A 12534-nucleotide genomic window follows, 5' to 3' on the forward strand; every position below is an offset into this window, starting at 1 on the left:
AATATGCTATAGTCCACAATCTCAAAAATCATAGACATTGACTATGATGAGATAATTTCAACCAATTGTTTTCAATTGGATTTTTAAAGGAGCTTATATGAATGCTTACAAAACATTCTTAAGTCTAGCCTTAATAGGCAGTTTTGCTTTCGCAAGTAATATCAATAATGCTGTGGCTACAAAAGATATTCAAGCCATGTCTCAATACACAAATACCAACCACATTCAAAGCCTTTATAATCAAGCTAAGAATGGGCAGAATGTAGAACAATTTGAGCAAAGCTTGAAAAATCTCAACAGCACCCTACCCCTTTATCAAGGCGCTTACAATGCTACAGACACTTATAATAGTGATGTGAAAAAATATGGCAACTTGAATAATACTACCATTCAAAACGACCTAAAAAAGCTTAATGTGCTTTCTAAGGAACTTACCAGCGGTAATGCTTCAGCGGTGAGTCAAATGTCTTGGTTCATTGGCGATGGCTATGGCAATCAAAATAAGGTTGATTCTGTAAAAAATTATGTTAAGAATTTAGAAAATGAGTTCAATCAAGTTCAAGCGAACTTGAATAACGCTTACAAACAAGTTGAAATCCAACAGGATATTCAAACCATTTCTAAATACGCTAACACAAGCTGGCTTAACACTCTTTATAATGCAAGTAAACATAATGCTGGATACGAAAAACAATTTGAGCAATTGCTAGGCAATTTAAACAATGCCCTACCTTTATTCAAGAATGCGTATGCAGATACTGATACGGCTAAAAGTCTTATGAAAGAATATGGCAATATTGGCGGAGCGATTCAAAAAGATTTGAACGAGTTACAAAGCATTACTAACAAGCTTACCGGCTATTCTAGGACTTCTGGTATGAGTCAATTGAATTGGTATTTAGCAAGTGGCTGGGGTAATCAGCAACAAGTCTCTCAGTCAGAAAGCTATGTTAAAAACTTAGAAAATGAGTTTAACCAAGTTCAAACACATTTAAACAGCACTCTTAAGGACTACCACGCTATCAATAACTTTGCAAACGCTCTCAGTCAGCTTAACAACCCCTTTTACTACAATGCGATTAACCAAATCATTCAGTCTGATGACAACACTTGCGTTCCAAGAATTCCATGTTTCAACGACAAAGCCTATTTTACCAATATCCATGTTTTAGAATCAGAGTTTTTGGGTAATCACATGCAGAAGCTAGTTCAAGAAGACCAGCAAGCTTTAAGACAGCTCGCCCAAGACCCTAGCAATGGACAACTCGCTTTAAAGATTAAAGTTATCAACAATACTTTGTATAATGATGCCCTAAGAGCAGATTTCAATGCTACAAAGGGTCTCATTTTTTCTAATAAAGAATATAATGACTTAGCCCTACCCAATGATAAAATCTTGGAAAAAGAAGTCCAAGAAATCAACACTTATCTTGAGCATAACCCTACTATAGCAAACGCTATGCATCACCATATAGACGAAGTGAATCACACTGATGAAGATAGAGATTACTCTGATAGCGATATGGATATGCTAAACAGGTTTGAGAAATAATGGTAGTTTAGAAAGGCTTAAAGACCTTTCTAACGCCCAAACCTAAACCCAATCACTCTCTTTATAGCTTGTTTGATGATAGCAAGATAGCAATTACTGGTGAAATTCCTAAACCCATTTTAAAAGGGTAAGAATGGCAAGCACTCCAGCAACACCACTCTAATTTCTACAAAATTTACTTAGAAAACAACATCTTTTTTATTTTTCCTTACTGGTTTTTAGTTGTTTTGCCCTTTTATTTTCACCTAATGCAAAATAGTTGTCCTCAAAAACCTAGTTTTGATAAGCCCTTATTTTAATTAAGTGGGGCTTATAGAATTAAATTTCAAGGAGATTGTGCAAAAACAATTGGAGCAAAAGTATTAAAGTTAACAAAGATATTGTGTGAGTATTTTTGTGGTTCTGTTGCCTTAACTAGAAATGAAAAGGATAAAGACTTTTATGATGTCATTGATAGACAACAACACTTAACAACCTTGTATTGAAACGCAAAAAGCGATTCAAATTTTTCATGCAATGAATACAACAAGCTTAGAACTTAATATTGCAGATATTTTAAAAGCATCTTTTTTAAGTCTTGCTAAAAACGGACAAGAAAGAGAAGACTTTTTTAGTTTTTTATATAAGCGAAATTGAATAAGTGTTTAAAATTATGGTAACAAAGTTAATTTGAAGCATTTTTTAGAGTGCTTTTAACTTATTTAGAGGCCTAGATAAAGCTATTTTGCACATTATACTAATGAAATTCTAAGCACCATCACAACAGAAACGATAACTTTTAAAAAGGCTTGTTTAGAAGTGCCAAAAATAATCCCTTTCTCTATTCTATCATCGCTTTTATTTTTTCTTTGCTCATTGTTTAATCTTTTCTCATTAATTAATGTCATTAAAAAGCGTTACAAAAATGTAACGCCCAAAAATTTTTAAAATTTTTTAAACTCACACGCCTTTAGACTTTCTGTATTCATCAATTAAAGGTTTGATTTTAGGTTTAAGGCTTTCAATGAAACTATGAGAAGCATCTGTTGATGCAGTATGTGGAAGTGCAATAACCTGACAATTTTCAAACTTTTGAAACACAGCCTTACCTACTTTTTCTGGTTCTCCCAAAGCCTTACCTAGCACTTCTTCTGCTTGGGGTTTAATCATACTTAAAGCATCAAACATATTAGCTCCAAAGAAAAATAACATTTTAGGTTCTAAGCCTTTTAATAATCCCAAAATACGCTCTGAATTTTCAGCAAAATCCTTAGCTGAGTGTGGAGTGATTTTAGCATGCCCATCTAACCACTCTATCCCTATAATACTCTTTTCAAAGTCTGTGATTTTTGATTCTTCTGTCTCTAAGGGGTGTTCCCATAAGCCAAACCATTTTACAATTTCTTTGACATACCCTCTTCCGCTTTTACCTACTCTATGTTTTAGAGTAGAAAAATATCTTTGACTATCTATTTCATCTTGTCTCTTATCATCATCAGCTGTTTCATTAGCTCCCCCTTGCTTCCCACAAATCACTAACCCATGCTTTTTATTCAACTCGCCTAATTTAGAGCTGTAATCCATAATCTTGTCCTTTGTTTTTAAAATTAAAATTATCTTTTGATTGTGTCAAAAAACACAAAACCTCTTAGCTAAAACCCCTTATTTAATTATCGCTACATCTTAGATTGCCCCCCTTTTTGCTAGTTTGAAAAAAATCAAAATGCCACATCTTTTGGTGTCTAATGGAGTTTTATTTACAAGGCTTTTACAACGGATTTTGAGAAAAAAATAAAAAGTTGTAAGGAATAAAAAGATAAGCTTTTTAAGAGAGAGAGAGAGAGAGAGAAGACAAATTTTTAAGAATGGCTTTCATTTTTATTCCCTTATACTATAAATTTGTGTAAATTCCTGCTATTCTACACCCCAAAAGTTAATTACGGCATGAGAGCATTTTGGTTTCAAAAATTTTTTGATTTTTGATTTTGAAAATTTTTTGAAAACTTGATTTGATTTTTTTTAAAAAATCCGTTTCAAAAATTTTTTGATTTTTTAGTTTGAGAAATTTTTGAGCGCACGATTTGAAAATGCCGTAATTTACTTTTATGGGGTATAATCTCAACTTTTTGTTTTTTAAAGATTTTTTAAAAACTATAGTTTAAAAAATTTTTTACATTTTTTAATTTTAGTGATTTTTCAAAAAATTAGTTTGAGAAAATTTGAAAACTATTTTTTAAGGATTTTTTACATTTTTTAATTTCAAGGACTTTTAAAAAACTTGAGAAATTTTTAAAGCCCATTTTTCAAAATCCCCCCTTGTTGGTGCGATAATTCAACAATCTAGCCTACTAGCTTGGCACAAAAAGCTTAAAAATAAAAGTGCCTTTCTATCACAATGAATTTTAAAATATCAAAAACATTAAGAAATCGTGCGCAAATACCCATTTTCACTCAGCATGACATACAAGCGACCCATAATTTCTTTCTTCTCTTCCATATCTAGCCCATTATTGTCTTCAATTTTTTGCTTTAAAATGCGTTCAATCTCTTTGGTATCATAATCCAAATCATCTAACACATCTAAAATTGTTTGGGCTTCACAAATATCTTCTACTTCATAATCGCCCTTTTCATCAAAAATCACACTAAACTCCGTGGGGTGCGTAAAGAGATTATGTTTCATGCCCAAAACTTCTTGATACGCTCCTACTAAAAAGAACGCTAAAAAGTATTCTTCCTCATCTACATCTATATCATGCAAAAACAAGGGCTTAGTGGAATCAAAGGCAATTTCACCATCGCTATCACATGTAATATCCCACAAGCTCGCACTTCTAGTGGGCTTTTCATCTAATTTATTCAATGGCATGACAGGAAAATTCTGTTTCAAGCCCCAATAATCTGGCAAGCTTTGAAAAAACGAGCAATTCAATAAATAACGCTCTTGGACTTGCTCTTGAATGCGTAAAATATCGTTATGGTCTTTAAAACAAAGTAATTGCACCGCTTTTTTCACAATCAAATGAGCTAGAACTTCAGTATTACTTCTATCAATCAAATCAATATAGCCTAAATCAAAAAGCGTGAATAACGACTCGGTATGGTCAAAACTATCATGCAAGTATTCAATAGCATTTTTCTCATTGATATTAGCGAGCAAGTCTAGCATTTCATCAATTAAGGGGGGGTTATTATTCTCTTTGATTTTCAAGGATTTTTCGTTGTATTCATGCGAAAACAATTCTAAAACCGGAGCCACTAGCACCGCATGATTAGCTGAGATATAACGCCCTGATTCTATGAAAATATCAGGCTCTATTTCTTGTTTGTTCTTAACAATTTCTTTGAGTAAGAACACCACATCAGCACTAAACTCTTCTAAAGTATAGTTCTTATCTTGATGGTGCTTGTGCTGGGTGTATTCTACGGCTAAGCCCCCTCCGATATTCACGCTTTTTAAGTTCTTAGCCCCCATTTTACGCAACTCTGCATACAAGTTACCCGCCTCTCTTAAAGCCTTTTTTAAAGGCGAAATATCGCTGATTTGAGAGCCTATATGAAAATGTATCATATGAAAATGCTCCAATAAATCATTTTCTTCTAAAAGGCGCATCGCTTCTAAAACTTCTGTACTACTCAAACCAAATTTAGCATTGACCCCCCCACTTTTAGCCCAAATGCCCGTGCCTGTGCTATGCAAACGAATACGAATGCCAATTTTAGGGCAAGCTAAAAAATCATTTTGCTTCGCCACAGCGATAATGGTTTTTAATTCGTTCAAGCCCTCAATCGTTAGAGTAATCTCATGCTTCATGCTTTTAGCGATAAATCCAAGTTCAATCATTTCTTTATCTTTAAAGCCATTCACGGTAATGGGCGTTGTAGGATTTGTATAGCTCATAGCAATGATTAATTCTGATTTACTTCCAGCCTCTAAACCATAATCCAAACCTTTAGCCCCCTCAACTAAAGGCAAGACAAAAGAAGGCATTTGATTAACCTTGAGTGGAAAAACCGCCTTAAAAGCCCCAGTATATTGATACTCTTTAATCGCTAAAGAAAACGCATCAAACAAGCTTTTGATTTGCTTTTGCACCAAATGAGGAAATCGCACAAGTAATGGCCCCCTATAGCCTTTCTCACGCACGCTCTGAACTATTTCTAAAAGCGCAGGGTTCTTGCCATGACAAACTTTAACCAACCCTTTTTCTATCTTAAATTCATTATTGCTCCAAAATTTAATCCCATAATCATGGACTTCATGCATAACTCATCCTTTTATAATGCCAGTGTCTCAAATAAATTAGGGTTGTTTTTAAAATCCCTTATAGCTTCTTCATAAACTTTTTCAATTCTAAAAACAGAACTTTCCAAAGTGTAGTTTAAAGCGCTTTTAGCATATTCTCTTTGCATACGCTCTCTTTCAGCTTTGTTTTCTAACCACCAGTCAATTTTAGTGCTCAAATCTTTAGCATTATTAGGCTCAAACAACGAGCGTTCATCTAAAGCAAATTGCTTGGTCGCACTTAATGAGCTATTAGCAATAAGTGGCACAATACCTACACCAATGGCCTCTAAACATGCAATCGCTTCACCTTCTACATTCGCTGCATGCACATAGAGAGTGCAAGTTTTTAGAATCTCTAATAATTCATTAGAATTAGCAAACCCAAACTCAGTCCTTACCCCTAGCTTTTGAGCTAAATGTTGTAATTTTTTTTCATTAGGCCCTTTGCCTTTCAATAACAATACAATGTCTTGTTTGTATTGACTCAAAGAAATCGCTTCTATGAGAACGCTCTGATTTTTTTCATTAGAATAACGCCCCACCATGATAATTTTAAAGGGCATCGTTTCAAAAAGGCAATTTTCTCGGAACTCAAATTTAAACATGGGGTCAAAGCCATTAGAAATGGCGTATTTTTTACCCCCATAATGATGTCTTTGCAATTCTTCTACAATGAGTTTTGATGGGCAATGGATATGATGGATATAGCGGTAATGCGAACGCTTGAACCACGAAAAAAGCATTCTATTCAACCAAGACAATCGCTCTAGCTTTAGGTTATAAGAAATATGCTCTGGCTGTAAATGAAACGAGCCGATATAAGGCACTTTCATTTTTCGTGCGATTTTTACAGCGACTTTTTCTAGCAAAAAGGGTAAGTAAGTATGGATAATATCCGCCCCCCTAAAGGCTCTTGTTAGCACTTCTTCATTAGGCTTAGCAAAAAGAATGTTTTGATGGTGCGATATTTCTGTGGCAATAGGAATATAGCGTTCTTTCACGCTATAATACCCTTCTTTCTCGCTCCCCAAACTCTCAATATTAGGAGCAACCACTCTTAGGGTATGCCCTTTTTTTCGCAAAGCTTCACAAAAACGAAACGCTGTCATAGAAGTGCCATTACTCGTGTTCTTAAAACTATCCACTACTAGAACAATAACCATTTGCTACTCTTCTTTAAAATTAAATTTAAAAGGCTTTTTATCAAACACGACAACTTCTATCATGCCTTCTAAAACCTGAATGTCTAACACAAACGCTTCTATCCTTACCTCAGCTTTTTTCACACCATCTTGAAGGACTTGGGCTTTAATCAACGCTTCTTGGTTCAATTCTAGGGGGGCATAAAAATTAATGCTATTAGAAACCACTACGCTGTATTTTTTATTTAACGCACACAATGCCGCATAATTACACGCCAGAAGCACAAATCCAGCATGCACAAAATTTTCTTCATACACCATGCTCTCATTGCCCTTGAAACGCACATGGGCAATATCTTTTTCTAACACCACAAGCTCGCCACTAACGCTAGGGTTTAAATTTTTACAAGTTTGTAAAGAGTCATAATCTACATGAATGGTTGCTTCTGCCATGGTCTCTCCTTATGAGTAGGTTAATTTTGAGCCTTGCTTGATTTTTTACGCATTTTAAAATACCCTCTTATTGGGGCTTGGTAGCCTTCAATAGTTTTAGAATTATCTTTTTTATCTAAAAAATCTTCTAAACTTTGCCCCAGAATAAAGCCTGTTTTATGCTGTTCTTTAGGTGTGGTCTTTAAAACGCTAATAGTTTCAAAATCCTTAAACCCTACCCTTTCGCACCACCCTTTTAACGCACTTATACTGGGAATAAAATAAGTGTTTTTCATCTTCGCATAAGTTTCTTTGGGACAAAGTGCTATGTCTAGGGGCGAATCAATAATAAGAGTGTCAAGCACTAATTCCCCCCCTATTTTTAAAGAATGATAAAGGGCTTTTAAAGTCTCTAGCGGGCTTTTTCTATGGTATAGCACCCCTAGGCAAAAGACAACATCAAAAGCATTAAGATATTTTTCATTCAAACTCTCTACCCCTAAAGGCTCATAGATAATTTTTTTTCTCTATCAAAAAAGGGGGCTAAAAATTCAAACTGCTTTTTGACTAAAACGCCCGGGTCAAACCCCACCAAACTTTTAGGCTTGTAATCTAACATCTTAAACAAATAATAGCCATTATTACAGCCCACATCAGCCACAACCCTGTCTTTCAAATTAGTAGCATTTTTGATTAAATCCCACTTAATAGAGCTGTCCCATTCGCTGTCAATTTTAATCCTAGAAATTTCAAAAGGACCTTTACGCCATGGTCTTAATGCCATAATTTCTTCTAAAAGGGCTTCTTGATTAAGACTATCGTTACAAATAAGCATGGTTTAGAATAGCATAGGGGTTTTTTTGAGAAGTGGGGGGTTTAAAAGAGACTCTAAATTATGGTGGTTGATTCCATAGATAAAAGCGAAATTAAACGCTAAATTTTTTAATTGCTCTTTGAGATTATTTTGGGTAGTGTAGAAGTAATTGTTTGCTCTTTCAAAGAAGACCAAGCTATTTTTACGATAAAACACAACAATTTTTCCCCATCTTAAAGTCTCAAGGGCTTCTTTAAGCATTATCTCAAACAACTCTTTTGAAGTCTCAGCCACAATCACCCTAGCCGTAGTGCCATAAGGGGCTAACTCCAAATCCGCTCCCACATAAAAAGGCTTACCACACTCTAAAACAGGCTCTTTTTTACACAAATGATTCAAATCAAACTCAATTTTTAAACGCTCGCACAACTTGATAACCCTTTTTAAAGGCTCTAAAAATATGCATGGTATTTTTAACTCATAGTCCTGTTCTTTATAAACTAAAGAACTACAGAAAAAAGATTGGTTAAGGATTATCAAATTTGTTTCTTCTAAGCACTCTTCTAAACGCTCTTGTTTATAAAACAAGTGAAGCCATTCTTGTTTCTCAAAAAATGCTATCTTACACCCCTCTAGAATAAATAAATCTTCCATGCTCTCTTTCAAGCACCACACAAATTGACTCACAATGATTTTAGAAGCGATTTCTAACTCTACAGGGCTTAATAGCACCCCTACCAAACGCTCATTTAACAAACAAAATTTAAACAAATGATTCAAGGAATGCTCTATATCCTTAAGCTTAATCCATGCTACATCTCTATCGCTTAGGTCATACTCACCTGTGTATAAAATCCCATAAGCCCCTAATTCTAAAGCTTTAGGAATGAGTGAGTTGTCTTTTGCAACAAATAAAGAGCCTTTTTGCACCTTGTTTAGAGACAAGACAATGGAGTTAAAATAACTAATAGATGGCGTGTTTAATAATTCACCAAAAGTGAGCTCTACTGCCTCATTCACCCCTAATCGCATTTAACTAATCAAACTTCCTACTGATTTTTCACTCATTGGACTAATTAAAGCTAATCCGTTATTATCTCGCACAGCTAGTATCATGCCCTCACTGATTTCGCCCATAAGCTTGGCTGGTTTGAGATTGGCTACCACACATACCATTTGACCTATTAAACTTGTTGGCTCATAATCTAGGGCGATTCCTGAAATAATCTGTCTCAAACGCCCCTCGCCCAAATCCACTTTTAAGCGTAATAATTTATTAGATTTTTCAATTTTTTGAGCCTCTTTAACTAGCCCTACTTTAATCTCTACTCTTTTAAAATCATCAATACCAATATAACTCTCTGTTACTTGTTTTTCTTGATTTTTTTCTGGCTCTTTTTCTTCGACTCTCTCTATTTTAGAAAATAAAGGCTCGGTGTCTTTGAGAATAATATCTTGCAACTCTTTAGACTTGAAAAAGCGTTCGTAGTTTTTTGGCGTGATTTTTACATTAAAGGCACTAGCTAACTTAGTCGCACTCTTTGGCATGAACGCATAGAGCAAAAAGCTAGATTCTAAAAGCACATTAGCAATCAAACTTAATAAAGATTCTAATTTTTCTAATTCCTTATTTGTATACAAAACCCATGGCTCTTCTCTAGCAATAAGTTTATTTAAAAAATCATAAACTTTAAATAATTCTTCTAAGGCTTTATGCAATTGCATTTTAGGCACATAAGAATTAGCAGTATCTAAAATTTGATGCACTTCTTCTAGCTCTTTAGAATAATAAGTGGTGATTTTTTCGGCTTTCAAGGAATGATTAAAGTATTTTTTAGCCATGCCTAGCAAACGATTTAATAAATTACCCAAATCGTTATTTAAATTCGCATTGATTCTTTCTATTAACGCTTTTATAGAAAAATCCCCATCTTGACCAAAAGGCACTTCACGAAGTAGAAAATAGCGTAATTCTTCTATTCCATATTCTGTAGCAAGTTTTTGAGCGTCTAAGACATTTCCTAAGCTCTTACTCATTTTCACGCCCTCTATCGTCCACCACCCATGCACACAGAGCTGTTTAAAAAGTGGCAACCCTAAGCTCATTAAAAAGGCTGGCCAATAAATCGCATGAAAACGCAAAATATCCTTACCTACAATATGTCTTGCATATTCAAAATGCGCCATTTTGTCTTCTAGGCTATTCAAATACCCTAACGCACTCACATAGTTTAATAAAGCGTCTAACCAAACATACACCACATGCTTTTTATCATTATTGTTTTTTGCATTTAAATTTTTAGGTATAGGAATACCCCACTCAAAGCTTGTGCGTGTGATAGATAAGTCTAATAAGCCTTGTTCAATAAAAGTCGTAACTTCATTTTTACGATAGGTAGGCAAAATCACTTCAGGGTTTTTAGCATAAAAATCTAATAAAGGTTTTTGATACGCACTCAATCTAAAAAAATAGCTCTCTTCTTCTAAAAGCGTGGTCTCTCTTAAACAATCTGGGCATAAAACTTTATTGTCTTTGTTATCTGTTTTGGACGCTGTGCAATAGCTCTCACAGCTCACGCAATAATGCCCTGTGTAAGTGCCTTTATAAATATCTCCTTTTTTAAGCATGATTTCAAAGGCATTTTGCACACAAATTTGATGCTCGCTATCTGTGGTGCGAATAAAATAATCATAATCTAAATTAAAAAAATCCCATTGATTTTTAAAAATCGCACTAATGCTATCGGCATAAGCTTTAGGGCTTTGATTTCTTAATTTTGCACTTTGCTCAATTTTTTGCCCATGCTCATCAGTGCCAGTTAAAAAAAAAGCGTTCTCGCCTTTTAGGGTATAGTATTTTTTTAGAGTATCCGCAATCAAAGTCGTGTAAGCATGACCGATATGGGGAACATCATTCACGTAATAAATGGGGGTCGTAATTAACGATTTTTGCATCTTTGTATAGCTTGCCTTATTTTTTAAAATCAAACTTCTTATAATTTGCTTAATTTTAACATGCTTTTGAAAATAAGTTACATGCAATTAATTATCATAGGTTAAATTTATGCTTGTTAGTAGAGTGTTTTTCGCATGAAATTCATTATAATTAAAAACACCGATTAATACGAACAAGAATTAAAATTAAGGAATACACAAATGATTTCAAAGTTTTTGCTCAAAAGCATGTTTAAACAATGGAAAAATGGCGATTACCAAGTGATATTTTGGGACAATAGCGTTTATAGAAATGGCGAGCATTCTCCTAAATTCACTCTCAAAATCAATCGCCCCTTAAAATTTAGTGATATTAAAAAGGATATGTCTTTAACCATTGCTGAAGCTTATATGGATGGCGTGATTGATATTGAAGGTTCAATGGATGAAGTGATGTATTCTTTGTATTTACAGACCAATTATGAATATTTACACAAACATGACAGAGCAAAGCCTATTCAAAAACCCCTTAAAGAAAGCTCCAATATTTCTAAACATTATGATTTGGGTAATGATTTTTATTCTATCTGGCTAGATGAGACCTTGAGTTATTCATGCGCTTATTTTAAAAAAGATGATGACACACTCCATGCAGCCCAACTTCAAAAGCTAGACCACACTCTAAAAAAGCTCCATTTAAAACCCGGCGAAAAATTACTGGATATTGGCTGTGGCTGGGGCTATCTCTCTATCAAAGCCGCTCAAGAATATGGGGCTGAAGTTTTAGGAATCACTATTTCTAATGAGCAATACAAACAAGCTAATAAGCGGGTTCAAGAGCTAGGTTTAGAAGATAAAGTAACGATAAAGTTGATGAATTACCAAGATTTAGATGGCAGAATATATCGCTTTGATAAAGTGGTGAGTGTGGGTATGTTTGAGCATGTAGGCAAGGATAACCTACCCTTTTATTTCAAAAAGGTTAAGGAAGTTTTAAAAACCGGTGGCATGTTTTTGCTCCACTCCATTTTATGCTGTTTTGAAGGCAAGACTAACGCATGGGTGGATAAATACATCTTTCCGGGCGGCTATTTACCTTCTTTAAGAGAAGTGATGAGTGTGATGAGTGAATGCGATTTTCATTTGCTTATGGCTGAAAGTTTGCGGATTCATTATGCTAAGACCTTAGATATTTGGCAAGAAAATTTTATCCACCATTTAGACAAGGTCAAAAAACTCGGCTATGATGAACGCTTTATCCGCATGTGGGATTTGTATTTAAGAACTTGTGCATCAGCGTTTAGGGTAGGAAGCGTGGATTTATTCCAACTGCTATTAACTAACAGCGTGGATAACACCTTGCCTTTAACCAAAGAATACATCTATCAATAAG

General features: G+C 34.5%; 9 protein-coding genes and 1 pseudogene. 2 read left to right on the forward strand and 8 right to left on the reverse strand.

Annotated elements, in window-relative coordinates; all coding sequences use genetic code 11:
• Window positions 1-97 precede the first annotated feature (97 nt).
• A complete protein-coding gene (locus tag HCD_RS07230) occupies window positions 98-1552 on the forward strand; it encodes a hypothetical protein (RefSeq protein ID WP_014659915.1) in 1455 nt (484 codons plus the stop codon).
• 731 nt (window positions 1553-2283) lie between these two features.
• On the opposite strand, the gene HCD_RS09370 is transcribed toward HCD_RS07230, so the two are convergent.
• The 8 genes and pseudogenes from HCD_RS09370 to metG all read right to left on the reverse strand — a co-directional run bounded on the left by HCD_RS09370 (window position 2284) and on the right by metG (window position 11162).
• On the reverse strand, window positions 2284-2439 hold the full coding sequence (locus tag HCD_RS09370; RefSeq protein WP_158308562.1) for a hypothetical protein: 156 nt from the start codon (window positions 2437-2439) through the stop codon (window positions 2284-2286).
• A gap of 52 nt (window positions 2440-2491) precedes the next feature.
• On the reverse strand, window positions 2492-3115 hold the full coding sequence (locus HCD_RS07235; protein ID WP_014659916.1) for a hypothetical protein: 624 nt from the start codon (window positions 3113-3115) through the stop codon (window positions 2492-2494).
• 835 nt (window positions 3116-3950) lie between these two features.
• Window positions 3951-5798, reverse strand: a complete 1848-nt coding sequence (gene speA, locus HCD_RS07245) for an arginine decarboxylase (RefSeq protein ID WP_014659918.1) — start codon at window positions 5796-5798, stop codon at window positions 3951-3953.
• A gap of 11 nt (window positions 5799-5809) precedes the next feature.
• Window positions 5810-6982: a glycosyltransferase gene (locus HCD_RS07250; RefSeq protein ID WP_014659919.1), complete on the reverse strand. Its 1173-nt coding sequence runs from the start codon at window positions 6980-6982 to the stop codon at window positions 5810-5812.
• Between the two features lie 3 nt (window positions 6983-6985).
• Entirely contained in the window at window positions 6986-7414 is a 429-nt protein-coding gene (locus HCD_RS07255) for a hotdog domain-containing protein (RefSeq protein WP_014659920.1), read from the reverse strand.
• Window positions 7415-7434: 20 nt separating this feature from the next.
• Window positions 7435-8228: pseudogene (gene cmoB, locus HCD_RS07260) on the reverse strand (tRNA 5-methoxyuridine(34)/uridine 5-oxyacetic acid(34) synthase CmoB).
• A 3-nt stretch (window positions 8229-8231) separates the two neighbouring features.
• Window positions 8232-9239, reverse strand: a complete 1008-nt coding sequence (locus HCD_RS07265; protein ID WP_014659921.1) for a hypothetical protein — start codon at window positions 9237-9239, stop codon at window positions 8232-8234.
• Complete coding sequence (gene metG / locus HCD_RS07270) at window positions 9240-11162, reverse strand: methionine--tRNA ligase (protein WP_014659922.1); 1923 nt, start codon at window positions 11160-11162, stop codon at window positions 9240-9242.
• A gap of 201 nt (window positions 11163-11363) precedes the next feature.
• Between metG and cfaS the strand changes: the two genes are divergently transcribed.
• On the forward strand, window positions 11364-12533 hold the full coding sequence (cfaS, locus tag HCD_RS07275; protein ID WP_014659923.1) for a cyclopropane fatty acid synthase: 1170 nt from the start codon (window positions 11364-11366) through the stop codon (window positions 12531-12533).
• The last annotated feature ends 1 nt before the right edge of the window (window position 12534 follow it).

The sequence above is a fragment of the Helicobacter cetorum MIT 99-5656 genome, from assembly GCF_000259275.1.
Lineage (GTDB): Bacteria > Campylobacterota > Campylobacteria > Campylobacterales > Helicobacteraceae > Helicobacter > Helicobacter cetorum.

Bases quoted from the DNA above. Each gene is read 5' to 3' on its own strand.
- HCD_RS07230 (WP_014659915.1), top strand. From the start codon at position 98: ATGAATGCTTACAAAACATTCTTAAGTCTAGCCTTAATAGGCAGTTTT.
- HCD_RS09370 (WP_158308562.1), bottom strand. From the start codon at position 2,439: ATGACATTAATTAATGAGAAAAGATTAAACAATGAGCAAAGAAAAAAT.
- HCD_RS07235 (WP_014659916.1), bottom strand. From the start codon at position 3,115: ATGGATTACAGCTCTAAATTAGGCGAGTTGAATAAAAAGCATGGGTTA.
- speA (WP_014659918.1), bottom strand. From the start codon at position 5,798: ATGCATGAAGTCCATGATTATGGGATTAAATTTTGGAGCAATAATGAA.
- HCD_RS07250 (WP_014659919.1), bottom strand. From the start codon at position 6,982: ATGGTTATTGTTCTAGTAGTGGATAGTTTTAAGAACACGAGTAATGGC.
- HCD_RS07255 (WP_014659920.1), bottom strand. From the start codon at position 7,414: ATGGCAGAAGCAACCATTCATGTAGATTATGACTCTTTACAAACTTGT.
- HCD_RS07265 (WP_014659921.1), bottom strand. From the start codon at position 9,239: ATGCGATTAGGGGTGAATGAGGCAGTAGAGCTCACTTTTGGTGAATTA.
- metG (WP_014659922.1), bottom strand. From the start codon at position 11,162: ATGCAAAAATCGTTAATTACGACCCCCATTTATTACGTGAATGATGTT.
- cfaS (WP_014659923.1), top strand. From the start codon at position 11,364: ATGATTTCAAAGTTTTTGCTCAAAAGCATGTTTAAACAATGGAAAAAT.